The organism is Streptomyces sp. WG7 (assembly GCF_049975785.1).
Classification (GTDB): Bacteria; Actinomycetota; Actinomycetes; order Streptomycetales; family Streptomycetaceae; genus Streptomyces.
This window is the reverse complement of sequence record NZ_JBNGGE010000054.1, coordinates 1-18,792: the sequence shown is the minus strand read 5'-3', so window position 1 is coordinate 18,792 and position 18,792 is coordinate 1. Positions and strand designations below refer to the sequence as shown.

Here is an 18,792-nt window from a genome sequence, read left to right as displayed (position 1 = left end):
CCCGCCCGGCGGCCGGGTGAGGGGAGGGATATCGTTTCGATCTGTTCCCCGGATTTCGCCCTTCGGAATGATGGGCAATACGATAAGGAAAAATCCACCCGCCCGCCCCCGGGTAGGTAAAAGGGAAGTCTTCGCTTCCTTCTTTGCCCGCCGGCTTGTTGGCGTAAGGTATTTGTGCGGCGGGTGGTGGAACACGCCGGCCGTTGCGCGGACAAGCGGCTGCCGGTCAAACTCATCGGCACACGTCACGCCGTCCGGTCCCGCTCAGGGCTGCCGGACCCCACCCTTTTCGGTGTTCTTCACGCCACCGCGACGAGCGCGGTCTGCCAGGAAGTGCGAACCACCACCATGACTGACATACAGGCCGTATCCCTGTGTCGCCTGACCGTCCAGGCCCCCGCCCGCACCGTCGACCTGGCCGTGCCGGCCGATGTGCCCGTCGCCGACCTGTTGCCCACAGTGATCGACTACGGAGGGGAGGACCTGGCGGAGGCCGGGCTGGAACACGGCGGCTGGGTGCTCCAGCGCCTGGGCGGCCCGCCGCTGGACCCCGAGAGTACCTTGGACTCCCTCGATCTGCGTGACGGCGAGGTGCTGCACCTGCGGCCCCGCGACGAGGCGCTGCCCGAGGTCCATCTGGACGACCTGGTCGACGGCATCTCCACCACGCTGCGAGACCGTGACCACGGCTGGAGCCCGCAGGCCAGCCGCCGGCTGCTGCACGGCATGGCCGCCGCCACCCTCGTCCTCGGCCTGGTACTGCTGGCTCAGCCGGGGGCCGCCGTCTGGGTACGGGCCCTGGCCGCCGCCGCCTTCGGGCTGCTGCTGGTCGCCGGAGCCGGCGCGGCGGCCCGCGCCGTGGGCGATGCCGGCGCCGCGACCGTCCTGGGCGTGACGGCCGTCCCGTACTTCGCGCTGGCCGGCTGGCTGCTTCCCGGCGACGCTCCCGCCCACGGCAACGCCCCTCTGGCCGCCTCGGCGGCCACCGCCGGGGCAGCCGTTCTCGCGCTGGCCGCAGTGGGGACCTACCCCGCGCTGTTCCTGGGCATCGTCGCCGCCGCGCTGGCCGGGGCCATCGGTGCGGTCCTGCTGCTGGCCGGGCTGACCGGCGAGCAGGCCGCCAGCATGGTGGCGGTGGTCGTCGTCCTCTTCGGCGGCTTCGTGCCCTCCCTGTCCTTCCGCCTGGCGGGCATGCGGATGCCTCCGCTGCCGACCAACGCCCAACAACTCCAGGAGGGCATCGAGCCCTACTCCGCCAACGACGTCGAGACCCGCTCCGTCCTGGCCGACGGCTGGATGACCGCCTTCTACGGCGTCATCGGCCTGGTGAGCGTGCCGTGCCTGCTCGCGCTGACCGTCGATCCCGAATGGGCCGAGATCTGGGTGGCGATCGCCCTGTCGCTCGTGCTGCTTCTGCACAGCCGGGGCCTGGGCAACGTCTGGCAGCGCCTGTCCCTGAGCGGCGCCGGCGCCTGGGGAACCGCCCTGCTGCTGTACGCCGCGGCCCACGGCCTGGACGGCGGCGGCCGGATCACCCTGGCCGTCGGCCTGCTGGGCCTGACCACCACCCTCGCGATCGCCTCGTGGACCGTTCCGGGCCGCCGCCTGGTGCCCTACTGGGGCCGCGCGGCCGAACTGCTGCACTCCGCGGCCGCGATCAGCATGCTGCCGTTGATGCTGTGGTCGGTGGGCGTGTACGGCCTGCTGCGCGGCCTCAACGGCTGACCCGGCCCCTCCACCGTCCATCAGACCCGGGACCTCACCTCACCATGCAGAACAAACGCGACCAAGTCCAAGCCCACCTGTTCGTGATGGGCCGGCTCGCCTCGGCCATGCTGCGCGCGGACCCCGACGAGCCCGAGAGCCCGTCGGGGCGCACCAACCGCGGGGCCGCGATCGGTCTGATCATCGCCCTGCTGGTGTGCGCCGGCGCCTTCGTCTTCGGCCTGATCAGACCCGGCGGGAACACCACCTGGAAGGCCGAGGGCAAGCTGGTGCTCGACAAGCAGACCGGCGCCTCCTACCTGTACCTGGACGGCCGGCTGCGCCCGGTGCGCAACTACACCTCGGCCCGCCTGATCAGCGGCGGCGCACCCGAGGCCTCCTCGGCGAACACCGCCTCCCTGAACGGCACCCCCCACGGCACCCCGGTGGGCATCCCCGGCGCCCCGGACGCGTTGCCCGGCGCCGGCGACCTGGACACCGGCCCCTGGCAGGTGTGCTCGGCCACCGAACGCACCGCGACGGGCGCGCCCCGGGCCCGGACCGCCCTGGCCATCGGTACCGGTGAGGTGACGGACATCCCTGGCGCACGTCGGCTGGGCCCCGGCACCGGGGTGCTGGTGGCCGGCCCCGAAGGCGGGGAATACCTGCTGTGGCAGGGCACCCGGCTGCGCCTGGACGAGGACGCTGACGCCGTCCGGTCGCTGGGCTACGGGTCCGTCACCCCCCGCCCGGTCTCCGCGGCGTTCCTCGACGCCTTCCCCCAGGGCCCCGACCTGGCCCCGCCCGAGGTGGCGGGCCGGGGCAAGGACGGCCCGCGCCTGGGGGGCCGGGCCACCCGTGTCGGCCAGGTCTTCCGGGTGGACGTGCCCGGCTCCGACCCCCGGTACCACCTGCTGCGCCAGGAGGGGCTGGTCCCGCTCAGCGACACCGCGGCCGCGCTCGTCCTGGGCGATCCGCGCACCGCCAAGGAGGCCTACGGCGGCGGCGAGGCACAGGTGACCACTCTCGGCGCCGACGCCCTGACCGGCCACCTGGCCTCCGGTTCCGTCCGGCAGGAGGAGGAGACCGGACTGCCCGCCAGCCCGCCCGAGCCCGACCGGGCCGCGGCCGGTGAGGTGGTGTGCGCCGACACCACCTCGACCGGAGGCAGTGTCCGGGTGGGTACCGCGGTCCTGCCCGACACGGCCCTGGAGACCGCTGTCCAGAGTCCGGAGCCGGGGTTCGAACCGGCCTGCCTGCCCGTGGACACCGTCTCCGTACGGCCCGGCACCGGGGTGCTGGTGCGGGCGCTGAGTACGGCCGGGAGCCCGCTGGGGGACACCACGTTCCTGATCACCGACACCGGCGTCAAACACCGCCTGCTGGCCCAGGAGGCCGTCGAGGCGCTGGGCTACGGCGACGCGAAGGAGCAGACCCTGCCGGCACAGGTGCTGTCGATGCTGCCCACCGGACCCGACCTGACCAAGGAGTCCGCCACCACCGGCGAGCCGCGCATCTCGGTGCGCTGCGCCCGCCCCGGCGGTGAGGCGAAGTAGTTTCCGCGGCGCCGAGCAATCGGCGAAATGCCCTTTATGGAACCCTTCACCTCTGCCTTTCTCTCAATCGAGCAAATAAATCCCGGAAATTGCCGCTCAATTGAGTAACGCGGCAAAGGAGATGGGCTGAGGGATGTTTGCACACCTCGTTCAGGTGTGCTTATCATCTGTCCCAACTCAATGGCCCATTTCCTTGCCCCAGGTCCACCGTAAAGGTCATGTGCCCGTATGCGGCGAGCAGAGACCGGACGGCGTGAGGGGCGAACCAGCGGAGAAAAAAGGGGAATCCTCCATGGCTTTGCAGCAGTCCGAGGAGGGCGCCACCCGGAACGGGATCCAGGCGCTCGAGATGGCTCACACCGGCGTTCAGCGCTGCCAGCAGGATGTCCAGGCCACCCGGAACAATCTCGGCACGTCGTACGGCGGTAGTGACGGTGGTGCCTTCGGGAAGCTCCTGGACCAGTGGGACCAGAACGTGGACACGATCCTGCTCAACCTGAACCGGATGGTCGAGGAGCTGAACGAGACCCTGCGTGAGCACGGCCTGACGCAGGGCGCCACCAACGAGGTCATCCAAGGCCAGCAGCTCCGCTCCAGCATGGTGTTCGACGGCCTCAACACGGTCTGACCGAACAGGATTTCCCGGGAGCTCGGCCCGGACGAGCGGGCCGAGTCGCTCGGCGGCTGGACTTCCGGTCCGGGCGTGCCCCCGCCGCACGCCGCCGACCGCCCTGTCGGCGCGTTCACCGCCGACCTGCCACCTTCGCCGGCCCCCGCCCCGCCCACAGGCGGTAGCCGCACCACTGCCCGCATTCGCGGTGAATCGAGGACCCCATGGATCTGAGCGATGGCTACATCTACATCGACTACCAGCACGCGGAGAACGCGAGCGACGACATGGTCTCCCAGTCGCAGGCCATCATGAGCATCATCGAGAACCTCGAGATGGAGCTGACCGAGCTGAAGAGCAGCTGGATCGGTGAGGACAGCGACGTCTACAAGCAGGTGCAGGCCAACTGGAACCAAGCCGTGGACAACATCAAGCGGCTGCTGGCCGACAACTCGGTCCTGCTGACCGACATCTCGGACAACTACCGCTACACCGAGAAGGCCCTCTCCGACCGTTGGTCGAACGTCACGATCGGTACCCGCTGACCTTCGTTCCGTGCCGGACGACCTCGCCGTGACCCACGGGAAGGTCACGGCGCACACCGCCTGGGGAAGTGCCGGTTTCCCGCCGTGCCGGGTGAGAAGCCGGTCCCGTGATCCCATGCGGTCCACGACGCGCCCGCGCCGCTCCCCTCGCGGCGCGGGCGTCTGCGGTGCCGCGGTGCCGATGCCATCAGAGAGAAGGTGAGGACATGGCCGACAACAAGACCACAGCGCTCGACAGCGGGTTCCTGAAGGCCTTCATCAGTGAGGAGATCGTCGAGTTCAAGGGTGCCCTGGACAAGATGCTCAAGGACTCCACGGACGGGCCGGCCCCTTCTTCCATCGGCGACCCGGACATCACCACGCTCAAGTCCACCCGGCCGTTGGTGATCGGACAGATGGCGGGCGAGGGCGGCGCCGGCGGCAAGGCTCTGAACGAGCAGATACAGGCGGCCGCGGACGCGATCCACAGCGTCATCAAGGACCACCGTGTGCTGTTCGACGACATCGAGGAAGCCCTTGAGGAGACCGTCAAGGAACTGACGGACAGCCAGAAGGGGAGTCTGGACAAGATCACGGCCGAGACGTTCATGGACATCTTCGAGGACGTCGACGCCGCCATGGAAGGCGGCGGCACCTACGCGGGCAGCGATGTCGGCGACGACGACGATGACGACGGCGATGACGACGGCGGTGATGACACCGACGCCTGATCCGAGCCGGTCCCCGTACCCCCGTACCGCCGTCCCTCTCCCGTAACGCACCGCGGAGTCCTCAGTGCCCAGTGACGACAGTTTCAACAACAATGACGACTACTGGAAACAGGCAGTCGACATGCTCACCGGCTATGTCCTGCCGGCGCGCAGCACGCTGTTCGAGACCCTCAAGGGCAATGACGACATCCCCTTGATGCATGTGCGCCTGCACAAGATGGGGAACGACGACTCCGGTCACCAGTCCGGTTTCTACGCGGCGATCGGATGGCGGAAGCAGAGCACCGACCTGATCATCCCCTACATGAAGCCGGCCGAGACCCAGCCGGAGGACATCTCGAAGGGGACCTCGCTCAACCACTACTACGCGTACATCACCATCCTGGGCACCATCGATGAGCAGATCCCCAGCGGCCAGGACATCGCGGCCGGCGCCGACCACACCAGCTCGGTCCTCAAGGACAAGGGCGGGTGGAACAAAGAGGGCGAGCACATCAAGTGGAGCACCATCCCCATGACCCAGTACATACACGGGTCGGTCCTGGCGCTGAGACACCTCAGGGACAACTACTCCACCGTGGGCTTCACCGACCGTAATCTGGCGGTGGACGACAAGAACTACGTCGATCTGATCTCCTTCACCGATACCGCCAAAGCCTTCGAGCGGGCGGTGAAGTTCTTCCAGGACAGCGCCGCGAAGATCGAGGAGTGGGACAAGAAGGACATCGGCGAGAGCAGCGAGTCCTGGGCCGGCACCGGAGCGAACCTGTTCAAGGAGCTCGTCGAGAAGCTGGCCAAGAATTACAACGGCTACGTCGACCAGCTCAGTGAGGGAGTCGATGGCGGCCAGGGGACCGATGTCACCATCGACGGCTACCCCGTCAGCACCGCGCCCGGCCGTGCCCTGGCCCGTATCCAGCAGACGATCCTCGACGAGGTGAACAACCTCATCACCGCCTGGACCGCCTGGAGCGCCGTACGGTCCCCGCAGCGCTGGCTGTACGACCTGCTGGAGAAGGCGACCCTCCAACTTTTCGACCACCAGTACGACAAGATTGACTTCGCGACCCGCAACACCGGCAGTGGTATGCACACGTCCTCCCGCACGGTGGTGGTGGCCGACGAGGGATTCAAGAACGCCATCATCATCGACGGCGAGAACTTCGGCCCGCCCGACGACACGGCGACCTGGAAGAAGATCGGCGAGAAGGCCGTCGCGGGCTGGGTAGCAGCCGCGGAGGCCCATCTGAACGAAATTGCCGCCGCCGCGGTCACGAACGTCACCATGGCGTTCGCCAACGCGAAGGACAGCTTCGCTCCCGAGCTGACCGACAAGGACAAGCGCGCGATGTCCGACATCGCGGCCAAGGAGGAGGCGAAGAAGCAGAAGGAGGAGGCGGACAAGCAGCAGAAGGAGAGCGAGGACTTCCTCAAGCAGCAGAAGGAGGACTACAAGAACGACCGGGAAGACGCCAAGGCCGAAAAGGAGCAGGCCAAGGCGGAGGCCGACGCGGAGAAGGCGGCGGCGAAGGCCGAGCAGGAGCAGGAGAAGGCTGCGGCCAAGGCTGAGCAGGCGGCTGCGAAGGCGGAGGCCGAGTCGGAGAAGGCGGCTGCGAAGCAGGAGCAGGAGCAGGAGAAGGCTGCGGCGAAGGCTGACCAGGCGGCGGCGAAGGCGGAGGCTGACGCGGAGAAGGCGGCTGCGAAGGAGGAGCAGGAGCAGGAGAAGGCTGCGGCGAAGGCTGAGCAGGCAGCGGCGAAGGCGGAGGCCGAGAGCGAGAAGGCGGCGGCGAAGGAGGAGCAGGAGCAGGAGAAGGCTGCCGCGAAGGCTGAGCAGGAGCAGGCCAAGGCGGAAGCTGAGAGCGAGAAGGCGGCCGCGAAGGCCGAGCAGGAGCAGGAGAAGGCCGAGGCCAAGGCCGCTCAGGAGGAGGCTCAGCGGCAGGCGGAGCAGGACCGCGCCGAGGCCAAGGCCCTGCAGGAACAGGACCGGCAGGAAGTACAGAACCAGCAGGCCCTGGCGGTTCAGCAGGCCGCTCAGCAGCGCGCGGAGGCCAAGGCCGAGCAGGAACGGCAGCGCAAGCAGGCCGAAGAGGACCGGGCCGCGGTCAAGGCGGAGCAGGAGCAGGAGAAGGCCGAGGCCAAGGCCGCTCAGGACGAGGCCCAGCGGCAGGCGGAGCAGGACCGCGCCGAGATCAAGGCCGAGCAGGAGCAGGAGAAGGCTGCGGCCAAGGCTGAGCAGGCGGCGGCGAAGGCGGAGGCCGAGTCCGAGAAGGCTGCGGCGAAGGCCGAGCAGGAGCAGGCTCAGCGGCAGGCGGAGCAGGACCGGGCCCAGGCCATGGCCCAACAGGAGCAGGACCGTGCCGAGGCGATGGCCGCTCAGGACGAGGCTCAGCGGCAGGCGGAACAGGACCGCGCCGAGGTCAAGGCCGAGCAGGAGCAGGAGCAGGCTGCGGCGAAGGCCGAGCAGGAGCAGGCTCAGCAGCAGGCGGAGCAGGACCGGGCCCAGGCCATGGCCCAACAGGAGCAGGACCGTGCCGAGGCGATGGCCGCCCAGGACGAGGCCCAGCGGCAGGCGGAGCAGGACCGGAGCCAGGCCATGGCCGCTCAGCAGGAGGCTCGGCAACAGGCGGAGCAGGACCGCGAAGCGGCGATGGCTCAGCAGGAGCACGACCGTGCCGAGGTCAAGGCCCAGCAGGAGGAAGTCCAGCAGCAGGCCCTCAAGGAGCAGGCCCAGGCCAGGATCGAGGCCGAGCAGGCCAAGAACGACGCCCAGGAGCAGTTCCAGCGCGAGCAGGCCGAGGTCCGCACCGAACGGGAGGCCGCCGAGAAGGAGGCCAACGAGCGCGAGGCCGAGGCCCGCCGGGAGTACGAGCAGGCGAAGGAGACCGCCGGGGAGCAGCGCGAGCAGGCCAGGGCCGACGCCGAGGCCGAACGCGCCGAGGCGAAGGCGGAGTACGAACGCCAGATGGCCGAAGGCCGCGTCAGCCAGGAAGAGGCCCGCGCTCAGTACCAGGAGCGGCTCGATGAGATCGACAGGGCCGAGGCCGAGGCCGTCGCCGCCGTCGACGAGAGCCAGGAGCAGGCCAGGGCCGAGTACGAGCAGGAGAAGGAAGCCGCCCGTGAAGCCCGTCAGGAGGCCCGCTCCGAGGCCGAGGAGGCCCGCCGGGACGCCCGAGCCCGCTACGACGAGCGGATGGCCGAAGTGCAGGCCGAGCAGGACCGCCTGAACAGCGGCAACAAGGGCATCGGGGACCTGATCCAGCAGCGCCTGGCGGACATGCCTCCCCCTCCCGAGCCCGGCATCCCCGCCGGAGTCGGCACGAACTCCTCCTACGCCTCCACTCCCTACGCCTCCACTCCCTACGCTTCCGCCTTCAGCGACAACCTTTACGGCTCCGACGCACCCGGCGGTGCTCTGGGCCGCCAGGACGCCGCGGTCGGTGCCAACTCCTCGCAGGCCGGACCGCCCGGCTCCCCGATGTACCCGCCGATGATGGGCAATGGCGCGGGTGGCGGGGGCGGGGGCGGCGCCGTGGCAGAGCGGGGCCGCCAGGTGATGGACACCACCATCACCCGCCCCACCCGTGCCGTCGCCGGCTCGGCGGCGGACGAGGAACACCGGGTGGCGCCGCGCGGAACGCAGAGCACAAGCAGCGGCATGCCCTTCATGCCCCCCATGGGCCCGACGGGCGGCGGGGGCGGGGACCAGCAGACCCAGAGCAGCGACCGCGAGCGCACCACCTGGCTGGCCGAGGACGAGGACGTGTGGGGTACCGACGCGGGCGGCGCGCCACAGGCGCTGGGCCGATGAGAACCGACCGGGAAGAAGGGAGAGGGCGTTGAGTGATTCGCTGGAGGACCGCATCGCCAGGACCACAGCCGAGGTGGAGAAACTGGAGAAGGACGTGGTCGCCGCCCAGGCACAGTTGGAGAGTGCCAGGCATACCGCCCATTCGTCCGATCGGTCGGTGCAGGTCACCGTCAACGGCAGGGGCGAGGTGGCCGCCGTGGAGTTCCTCGACGGCAGGTACAGGACCATGGCCGCCGCGCAGCTCTCCGCCGCGGTGCTGGAGGCCATCACCACCGCCCGGGCCGCCATGGCACACGCGGCGGTGGAGCTGCTCGACCCGGTCACCAGGCGTGCCCCGGCCGGCAGCCCGAGGCAGGTGCGGGGCGTCGACTGGAGTCAGGTGTTCGGTTCGCTGCTCGCCGACGACTCCCCGCAGCAGCCGAAGCGGCCCAGCCGTTTCCACGACGAGATCCATGAGGACGACGAGATGCCGGCTACCGCGCCCGGACAGTCCGCCGGCGACCGGCCGAGGCCGAAGGGCGGTATGTGATGGCCGAGCCCACGTTCGCCGCTGAACCCTCCGAAATCGTGAAGAGCAGCAAGGAGCTGGCAGCTCTTGAGCTTCTTGGCAAGAAGATGGCTGCGAATCTCAAGGCAGGTTACGAGTACTACTTCGGCTGCTGGGGTCAGGAGGGGCAGGGGGACGATTTCGCCGACGCTGTGATTCCCGAGGTGAAGAAGGTGATGGAGGCCCTCGCGATGGCGGTCGAGGCCGTGGACGGGGTGATTAAAGGGCTGGTCAATTCTCTTGGAGCGGAGGCGGCGGCGATCCAGAAGCCGCAGGATACCGCGCTGAATGATATTCAGCAGCAGGGCGACGTAAGGCGTTGAGCGGTTTCTGATGGCGATCGACTTTCCGCCGGCTATGGCGGAGTTCATGGAGATCTGGCTGGGGGCGAATGTCGCTCGTGGCAATGAGGATCTGGGTTTTGACAGTCGTTTGCCGTATCAGGATCTGGCTGGGGATGTGCGGGAGTACCGTGCGCAGACTCAGCGGGTGTTGTCGTGGGCGAAGGATTCGCTGCCGCCTGCGATCGGGGATCAGTTCGCGCTGGCGTTGGGGCAGTTCGTATCCGATGGCGGGTTGGATCGGCTGACGGAGCTGGCGCAGGAGGCGGAGAAGGCCGCCGAGCAGCAGGTGGAGTATTCGCGTCGGCTTGCGGAGGCGAAGTACGAGCTCATCTGGGAGTTCGTGCTGATGAAGATCGAGCTGGCGGCGATCGCGGTGGAGGTGGTGTTTTCCGGGGGTGCGGCGGCTGCGCAGATTCCGTTGGTGGAGGCGCGTACGGCGTTGCGGATGATGCTGGTTCTGCAGCGTCTGTCGCGCAGGGTTCCGTTGGTGTCGACGACGGTGACGGAGGCGGTCGAGGAGGCGCTGACGTCGCTGGGTGCGCAGTTGACGTCGATGATCGCGCCGGATGATCCGGAGCGGAAGCGCAAGAGCCTGGACGGCAAGGAGATCGGGGTCTCGGCGTTCTTCGGTGCGGTGGCCGGTGCGGTGGGCGGGGCGTTGGGGCAGGCGGTTCAGGGGGCGTTGAAGGATGTCCTCAAGGACAAGCCGCAGTGGTTCAAGGAGGCGTTGCAGGTTCCGGAGGCCTTCGTCAACGAGGGTGCTGCGGAGGCGGTCGCGGAGTGGTTCGTCAAGGGTGTCGTGTATGGCAAGTGGGATGAGTTCAAGCCGGGTACGTTCGTGCAGGCCGGTATCAGTGGGGTGCTGTTCGAGGCTGCTGCCGATGCGACGGTCAAGGTCACGGATTTCCTGACGCACAAGTTCAACCAGGGCGCGGTCGGGGCGCAGCACAGCAATGATGCCGCCGATTTCCTGAAGAAGTTCTCCGCCGGCGGTGCTGTGGGCGGGGAGAAGCCTTCCGCGGTCTCGACCAGTTCCGGTGCGTTTGTGGCGGGGGTGGGTGTGATCGGTGGTGGCCCGGCGGTCAGCACGTCGTCCACCGTCCCCGACTCGGCTTCCTCCACCACCGGTTCGGAGACCGCCGTCTCCGCTGCCGTCTCCGCTGCCGTCTCGGACACCGGTGCTGTCTCCGACGCTGCTGCTGTCTCAAGTCCGGTGGTGGAGGAGGCTGGTGTCTCCGGTGGGCAGGCGGCCGGGGTGCTGCCCGGGGCGCTGCCCGCCGCGCAGAGGCCACTGACGGCTTCCACTGTGCCGTCCGCCGTGCAGGGCACCGGCACCGGCACGGGTGGTGGTGTCCCCACCGGGATAGCGCACAGCGAAGCCGATGCCTCCTCCGTCGTCCCGCCTGTCTCCTCCGTTCCCCCTGCCTCCTCCGTTCCCCCCGCCTCCTCCGTTCCCCCCGCCTCCTCCGTTCCCCCTGCCTCCTCGGTCCCCTCTGCTTCCTTCGACCCCTCTGCTTCCTTCGTGGGGGGCGCCGGTGTTCCTCCCGCCACGGAGCCTTCCTCGTCTTTCCCCGGCAACGTGGACAGTGACAGCTTCTCGGTCAGCGACGTCAGTGACTTCAGCGGTGACGCTTACATACCCTCTGATCTCAGTGAGGTCAGCGCCCTCAGTGATGTCGGTGACCCCAGCGACGTCGGTGATCTCGGTGACGTCGGTGAGGTCGACCGTGACGGGAGCTTGGACGGTACGGTCGGAGTGAACGGTGCGGGGCTCACTCCGTCCGCGTCCTCCGCCCTGTCTTCCTTCTCCGGTTTCTCCGGTTCCGGTCCCGGTTTTGCTGGGGACGGCTTCGACGACACCGCTCTGGAATCCGGCGAGTCCAGCGTCAGCGACAGCGACAGCGACGCAGGGTCGACGGCCAGTGACGACACGGCGATCACCGAGCCCGACACCATCGGTGCCGATACCGTCGGTGCCGGCAGTGGTGTGAAGGCTCCCTCGGCCGAGACCGTGGATGGTGGGCTGCCACTCGTCTCCAACGCACCGGTCGCACCCTCCGCCTTCCCCTCCACCACGGTTCCGGTCCAGCCACAGACCTTGGCCCAGGCTCCGGGCCAGGCGCAGGCGCAGGCCCAGGGCCCGGTACAGACGCCTGCCCAGCTTCAGACCCAGGGTCAGAACCAGACCCAGGGTCAGAACCAGACCCAGGGTCAGAACCAGTCCCAGGCTCCGGGGCAGGCGCCGGCCGATGTCATCGGCCAGAGCATGCTTGGTCAAAGCACGCCCGAGCAGGCCGCCGGTGCGATCCCGGGACGGCCGGACACCCAGCAGCAGACCACCGGCGCCACTGGCCAGACGGTTTCTGCCGCACCCCCCACCTCGGGTATCACGCCTTCGCTCCCTGGTGATCCGGCGCAGGGCCCGGCGGTGCAGACGCTCACTTCCGTCGAGCCCGGCCAGCCGGTGGAGTCGGATGGTGCGGTGGTGCCGGCGCCGGTCCCCACCATCAGCGCGGGCCCCACCGCCGCACCCGTTGCGAGCATGCCCGCCACCGGGGCCACACCTCCCGTTACCGCGGCATCCGAACCCGCTGTCGGTCCGCGGCAGTCCGTCCAGCCCGCCCCCGGCACCTTCCACACCCCGGTCTCCGTCTCCAGCGGAGCGTGGCCGGCCGTCGGCACGGCCGCCTCCTCCGTTTTCACCAGCGGCCCGTACAGCGTCCATGCCCAGCCCGTGGACAAGGTGCCCACCACCGCCGACGTCCCCGGCACCGTGAAGACCACCACATCCACACAGAACAACCTCTCTGCCCAGGTCCTCACGTCTCCTCAGGCTTCCACGTCCGCCCAGACCGCCACCGCTCCCGGGGCCGCCATCCCGGCATCCCGGCAGGGAGACGGTCCCACTCCCCGCCAGAGGGCTGCCTTCACCGCCCCCGGGGCCACCGGCCCGGGACGGTCGTGGCGGACACCACCGCGTGGCGGGCGGACCAGGAAGGACTGGGAGCACCCCCCGGCCGTCGTCAATCCGATCAGGGACTCCAGCACCGGTGAGCTCATCGGCGCGGTCTCCTTCAATGCCACCGATCTGGCCGAGCGCATGCCCCGCTACGGCAAGCTCTCCGGGCAGAAGCGGTTCCTGCAGTGGTGGATGGACGAGCAGGGCAAGAAGGTGAGCAGTTGGCAGGACCTGCCGCCTGAGATCGAGGGCTCGTTCTTCCTCGGCATGCACTACGACAAGGAGGGTTTCCGCGTCGAAGGGGCCGACGGCAAGACCCATGCGTTCAGTGCCGAGGAACTCGGCGAACTGCTCCAGGGAAACCCTGCCCTCGCGGATTTCACCGACATCACCCTGATCGCCTGCGAGTCCGGCCGTGACATCCCCGTCGGCGAGTACGGGGACAGGATCAACGCCGCGCAGATCATCGCCGACATCACCGGCAAGACGGTCCACGCCCCGACCGGCGAGTTCGCCTTCCGGAATGTGAACGGTACGCTGGGTGAGCGTCCTGTCATCCACCTTTCCCATACCAAGGACGGCACGAAGCCGGAGTTCCGCACCTTCCGTCCCTTCCAGCCTTCCTCCACTCCCCGGCCCGGCCCGGCCTCCGCTTCGCCCACCAGCGCGCCCGCCCATCCCCCGCTTGCGGGAGTGGACACGGCCCCGGATATTGCCTTCCCTCCTCCGAGTGCGTGGAACAGCCCTGGTAGTGGTGGCGAGGGCATCGCCGGGGGTGAGGTGCTGTCGGCGGAGCCCTCCCCCGAGTGGGTGGAGTTGCTCAAGGACGCGCTGGGTGTGCGGCCGGGTGAGGAGAACTTCGCCGCTTACCGTGATGGGCTGCGGGTTTTGGAGGTGGCGCGGGCTGCGGATGCGGTGTTCTCGCAGGAGCCGCTGGATGCCGGTGTGCTGGAGGCGATGGCTCGCTGGGTGCTTCATCTGCCGGATGGGCAGGAGGTCACCGGTGAGACTTACCGGGAGTTTTTCCAGGTGGTGGGGGAGGCCAAGGCTGCCGACCGGGCGGGGAGTGTGGCGGCGCTGGCGGCGTTCCATCTCGACAGGCATCTGGGGGTGTTCTCGGGGCCGGGTGAGGTGAGGACCCGCCGCGGGTCTCTGCCGGGACGCAACTGGACAGGGTCGGCGGTCGATCTCCTTGATCTGGACCAGGTCGGTTTTCTCTTCAGTGTTAAGCCGGAGCTGGAGCCGAAGCCGAAGCTGGAGCGGAAGGAGGCTCCGTGGGCCGGTGAGAACCCGTATGTGCTCCTGGCAGGCGGTGGTTACAGGGGTTTTTATGTGGTGGACAGGAACGGCAAGAGTCACTGGGTAGGGGCTGAGGAGCTGGCGGAGTTGCTCAGCCATGATCCTGCCATGCCGAAAGATGGCCCGGTGGTGTTCGTGGCGAGCGGGGCCGGATGGGACCTGGAGTTGCCCCGGCTGGTGGCCGACCGGTTGGCCAAGCGGCCGGGCGGCGGGGACTACACGGTGTGGGCCGCCAGCGGATACCTCTACTACTGGCAGGACCCGGAGACGGGGAACTTCCACGCGCTGCTGCACCGCCACAGCCCCGGGGAAGTTCCGATGGGTGACTGGATTCCCAGCAAGCCCGGATATGCCCTCCCGCCGGGCACGAAGCCGGGAACCTTCCGCACGATGGACGGCCGGGAATATTCCGACAGCCGTGTGGTGCAGTACCCGCTGCTCACCAAGGATGGCAAGAAGGTCCATGGGTGGGCCAGCTTTAACTCTAAAGAGACCGCTGAACGGGAGGATGGAGACCGTTATCTGTCCTCTGTGGAGAAGTGGTACCGGTACCGTCCGCATCTGGGTTCCGTGGGCCGTGCCCATGATCTGGAAGGTCCGAAGATCGGGTACTCGGTGTCCGCCCACGGCAGCGAAGAGGGCATCGCGCTGCAGTTGGATGACGGCACTTGTGTGGACGTGGATTACGAGGAGTTTGGCGAGTTCCTGAAGCGTGATCCTGGTCTCAGAGGGCTGGGCGAGGGAGAGGCTGTACAGCTAGTCGCCTGCGAGGCGGGGATGCGGATCCCGGAGGGCGATCCGCTGGTGGTGCCCCGCAAGAGCCAGAAGGTGGCCAACACAGCCGGTGTGGTGGTGCGGGCCATACCCGAGTCGCTTAGCGCCGAGTATCCAAACGGTGAGTATCCGGCGGCGCTGGCGTTGTGGAATCCCGCTGATGGTCCTGAGGTGTTTCCGCGATTGTTCTATCCCGAGCCGTCAGGGGCCGGGCTGCAAGAACTGGCTGAGCAGCACTTGCTTGTGAACGGTCTGTCGCCGGATCAGCCGCAGGAGCGGATGGTGCGGATGGTGCGTGCCGTCAATGAGATCTTCGGTGTCGATTCCACGTCTGATCCGCGGTTGCTGGAGGCGTTCGGGCGGCTGGAGCGGATGCGTCTGGCGGACGAGGACTATGCCGGGCAGGGGCGGGGTGGGCCGCTGACCTGGGCACTGCTGGAAGACATCGCCAGGCGATACGCGCAGCGGGACGGGGTGCCGGAGCCCGGTGAGGTGGTGGACGGCTGGCCGCTGCTTTCGGTGATGCGGGAGATGCTGGGCAAGGCACTGGCCGAGAAGGCCGGCACCCCGGGGATGACTCTCACCGAGTTCCTCAAGGACTCCAAGGACTCCAAGTCCTTTACTGGGCCCACCGATCTGCCCGCCGCTCTGGACCCCGCCGCCTGGGACGACGGACCCCCCGAAACCTGGGTGAATATACCGGGGAACGACGCCGAACAGCCTGGTGCGTCCGACGAGTCGGAGAGCCAGAGGGACGACACCGCTGGTGAGTGGGTGGGGCTGCTGGAGGGTGCGCTGGGTGTGCGGCCGGGTGATGTGCACTTCACCGATTACCGTGACGGGCTGCGGGTTCTGGAAGCGGTGCGGGCCGCGGATGCTGAGCTCTCCCAGGGGCCGCTGGGCGTGGGTGTGCTGGGGAAGCTGGTCCGCAGGGTGCTTCATCTGCCTGACGGGCAGGAGGTCAGCCCTGGGAGTTACCGGGAGTTGCTCCGGGTGGTGGGGGAGGCCAAGGCTGCCGACCGGGCGGGGAGTGTGGCGGCACTGGCCGCGTTCCACCTCGACAAGCACCTGGGGGTGTTCTCGGGATCGAGCGAGGTGAAGTCCCTCGGCGAGGGCCTTCTCCCGGGACGCAACTGGACAGGGCTGGCGGTCGATCCCCTTGATCTGGACCAGGTCGCTGTCATCACTAGTACCGAGCCGGAGTCGGAGCTGGAGCTGGAGGAGGCCAAGTGGGCTGGTAAGAACTCGTATGTGCTGCTTGCGGATGGTCACGACAAGGGTGTCGTCGTGTTGGACAAGACCGGCAAGGAGCACCGGGTGGGGGCTGAGGAGCTGGCGGAGCTGCTCAGTCATGATCCGGTCATGCCGGCGGGTGGTCCGGTGGCATTCCTGGTGAACAGGGCTGGGGCGGGTGGTCTGGAATTGCCCCGGGTGGTGGCCGACCGGCTGGCCAAGCGGCCGGGCGGCGGGGACTACACGGTGTGGGCCACCGACGGAGACCTCGGCTTCTGGCGCGACCCGGAGACGGAGAACGTCCACGTGCTGATGCTCCGTAGTCCTGATGCCCTTGCAGGCAGGTGGATTCCCAGCAAGCCCGGGTATGTCCCCCAGCCGGGGTTCTTCACCACGAAATATGGGGAGATGCTCCCCGACAGCCGTGTGATGCGATACACAGTGCTCACCAAGGACGGCATGAAAGTCCACGGCTGGGCCAGTCTGACCCCTGAGGAAGCCGCCGCGACGGCGGAATCGCTTTCCCTTTCTGCCGTGGGTCTTTATCGCCAGTTCCGCGATGACCTGTTCGCCCTGGGCCCTGCCCATGCTCTGGATGGTCCGGAAACTGGGTACGTGGTAATTGCGCACGGTAACTCGGAGAGCATGGCGATACAGCTGGATGATGGCGTCACGGCATGGGTGAATTACGAGGAGTTCGGCAAGTTCCTGAAGCGTGATCCAGGTCTCAGAGGGCTGGGCGAGGAGGAAGCCGTACACCTGCAAGTCTGCTTTGCGGGGTCGCGGGCTCCGGACAGTGATCCGCTGGTGGTGCCCCGTGGTGCTCAGAAGACGGCCAACGCCGCCGAGGTCATGGTGCGCGCCACGTCCACGAAGATCAGCACCGATGTTCCGTACGATGGCTCCCCGGCGGCGCTGATCTTGTCGAGCACCGCTGATTTCCCCGGTCAAGTTCCTGAAATGGTTCCGCGGTTGTTCTATCCCGAGCCGTCAGGGGCCGGGCTGCAGGAACTGGCCGATCAGCACCTGCGCTTGAACTACCTGCCGCCGGAGAACCGGCGGGAGCGGATGGTGCGGGTGGTGCGTGCCATCAGTGAAATTTTCGGTATCGGTCCTGAAGAGCGGTTGCTGGAGGCGTTCGGCCGGCTGGAGCGGATGCGTCTGGCGGACCCGGCCTATGCCAGGCAGGGGCTGGGTGGGCCGCTGACCTGGGCGCTGCTGGAGGACATCGCCAGGCGGTACGCGCAGCAGTACGAGCAGTGGCAGTCCGGCGCCCCGGAGGGCTGGCCGCTGCTTTCGGTGATGCGGGAGATGCTGGGCAAGGCACTGGCTGCGAAGGCCGGTGCTCCGGGGATGACTCTCACCGAGTTCCTCACGGAGTCCAAGGACTCCAAGTCCTTTGCCGGGCCCACCGATCTGCCCGCCGCCCTGGGCCCCGCCGCCTGGGACGACGGGCCCCCCGAAACCTGGGAGAAAGTCGAACCTGGGCCCGACCAGTCTTCGCCGGAGGAAGGTGCCGAGCAGCCTGGCCTGCCCGGTGAGCCGGAGAGCAAGGACGATGAGGTGCCGGCGTATCCGGAAGGGGGGTGGAACAGTCCTGGTAGTGGTGGTGACGGCATCACCGGGGGTGAGGTGCTGTCGGCGGAGCCCTCCCCCGAGTGGGTGGAGTTGCTGCAGGGTGCGCTGGGCGTACAGACGGACGATAAAGGTTTCCCCGGTTACCTTGACGGGTTGAAGGTCTTGGAGGCGGTGCGGCGCGCGGATGCCGAGCTTTCCCCGGGGCCGCTGGATGCCGGTGTGCTGGAGAAGATGGCTCGCGGGGTGCTTCATCTGCCTGACGGGCAGGAGGTCAGCCCTGGGAGTTACCGGAAGTTCTTCCGGGTGGTGGGGGAGGCCAAGGCTGCCGACCGGGCGGGGAGTGTGGCGGCGCTGGCCGCGTTCCACCTCGACAGGCACCTGGGAGTGTTCTCGGGGCCGGGCGAGGTGGGGACTATTGGCGAGCCTGTGCCGGGGCGCAACTGGCGTGCTGACGAGGAGGGGCCGGCTGTTCCTGCTGTGTCGGTGCCGCCGGGATTTGGTGGGGCGGATGTGCCGCTGCTGCGGGCTTTCGAGGCGGAGAGGACTTCCGCCGTCCCTGCGGGGGGTGGCCCGGGCTTGTTGGAGGCGATCAAGCAGGCTGTCGACGGGGGGTTGGCCGGTGACTCGTTCGATTTCCCCATGGTGTTGATGCGGGACGTGGAATTCAGCCGCCTGGTTGATGAAGGGCTTGAAGCGTTCGCGAGGAGCGGTAGCAGCAAGGAGTGGATGGACGAGGTCCGGCAGGCCCTGCTGGGCCGGGCTACTGCCCTGATCGGAGATGTGCGCGGCTGGATCGCTGAAGTCCTGGAGACGTCCGGGGGGACCAGTCCGTGGCAGTCCGATCGGCGGCTGGAGGCCGACGGAGAGCGCGAGGTGGAACTGCCCGCCGCCGCCATGAGACTGCTGGACTTCGACTCCCCGGAGGACCAGGAGCCCAGCCACTGGCTGGGCGAGCTCCAGACCCCCGTCGTCCTGCGTGCCGCCCCCGTCCCCTACCTTCCGGTCTCGTCTTCTCCTTCCATGGATTCTTCGGTGCTTCGGGGCACACGGGTTCCGGAGTTCGTGTCGCCCTCGGAGAACCCGGTGGGCAGGGAGGGGTGGTGGTCTCGTCGTGAGTGGGCGGCT

9 protein-coding genes are annotated in these 18,792 nt (G+C 68.3%); all 9 read left to right on the top strand.

Going from position 1 to position 18,792, the window contains the following annotated elements; translation table 11 throughout:
- The first annotated feature begins 348 nt into the window (after window positions 1-348).
- Complete coding sequence (gene eccD / locus ACP4J0_RS33395) at window positions 349-1,725, top strand: type VII secretion integral membrane protein EccD (protein WP_426602453.1); 1,377 nt, start codon at window positions 349-351, stop codon at window positions 1,723-1,725.
- Window positions 1,726-1,769: 44 nt separating this feature from the next.
- A complete protein-coding gene (gene eccB, locus ACP4J0_RS33390; RefSeq protein WP_426602452.1) occupies window positions 1,770-3,260 on the top strand; it encodes a type VII secretion protein EccB in 1,491 nt (496 codons plus the stop codon).
- A 292-nt stretch (window positions 3,261-3,552) separates the two neighbouring features.
- A complete protein-coding gene (locus tag ACP4J0_RS33385) occupies window positions 3,553-3,888 on the top strand; it encodes a WXG100 family type VII secretion target (RefSeq protein ID WP_426602451.1) in 336 nt (111 codons plus the stop codon).
- Window positions 3,889-4,094: 206 nt separating this feature from the next.
- Window positions 4,095-4,415: a WXG100 family type VII secretion target gene (locus ACP4J0_RS33380; protein ID WP_426602450.1), complete on the top strand. Its 321-nt coding sequence runs from the start codon at window positions 4,095-4,097 to the stop codon at window positions 4,413-4,415.
- Window positions 4,416-4,621: 206 nt separating this feature from the next.
- Window positions 4,622-5,125: a type VII secretion system-associated protein gene (locus ACP4J0_RS33375; protein WP_426602449.1), complete on the top strand. Its 504-nt coding sequence runs from the start codon at window positions 4,622-4,624 to the stop codon at window positions 5,123-5,125.
- A 64-nt stretch (window positions 5,126-5,189) separates the two neighbouring features.
- Complete coding sequence (locus tag ACP4J0_RS33370) at window positions 5,190-8,933, top strand: AAWKG family protein (protein ID WP_426602448.1); 3,744 nt, start codon at window positions 5,190-5,192, stop codon at window positions 8,931-8,933.
- 28 nt (window positions 8,934-8,961) lie between these two features.
- Window positions 8,962-9,462, top strand: coding sequence for a YbaB/EbfC family nucleoid-associated protein (locus tag ACP4J0_RS33365; RefSeq protein WP_426602447.1), 501 nt, complete (start codon window positions 8,962-8,964; stop codon window positions 9,460-9,462).
- A complete protein-coding gene (locus tag ACP4J0_RS33360) occupies window positions 9,462-9,803 on the top strand; it encodes a hypothetical protein (protein WP_426602446.1) in 342 nt (113 codons plus the stop codon). Before ACP4J0_RS33365 ends, ACP4J0_RS33360 begins: the two co-directional genes overlap by 1 nt.
- A gap of 10 nt (window positions 9,804-9,813) precedes the next feature.
- Window positions 9,814-18,792 (top strand): lonely Cys domain-containing protein (locus ACP4J0_RS33355; RefSeq protein ID WP_426602445.1); only part of this gene is annotated, 8,979 nt, incomplete at its 3' end.

Excerpts from the sequence above, each read along its gene's own strand:
- eccD (WP_426602453.1), top strand. The coding sequence starts at position 349 with ATGACTGACATACAGGCCGTATCCCTGTGTCGCCTGACCGTCCAGGCC.
- eccB (WP_426602452.1), top strand. The coding sequence starts at position 1,770 with ATGCAGAACAAACGCGACCAAGTCCAAGCCCACCTGTTCGTGATGGGC.
- ACP4J0_RS33385 (WP_426602451.1), top strand. The coding sequence starts at position 3,553 with ATGGCTTTGCAGCAGTCCGAGGAGGGCGCCACCCGGAACGGGATCCAG.
- ACP4J0_RS33380 (WP_426602450.1), top strand. The coding sequence starts at position 4,095 with ATGGATCTGAGCGATGGCTACATCTACATCGACTACCAGCACGCGGAG.
- ACP4J0_RS33375 (WP_426602449.1), top strand. The coding sequence starts at position 4,622 with ATGGCCGACAACAAGACCACAGCGCTCGACAGCGGGTTCCTGAAGGCC.
- ACP4J0_RS33360 (WP_426602446.1), top strand. The coding sequence starts at position 9,462 with ATGGCCGAGCCCACGTTCGCCGCTGAACCCTCCGAAATCGTGAAGAGC.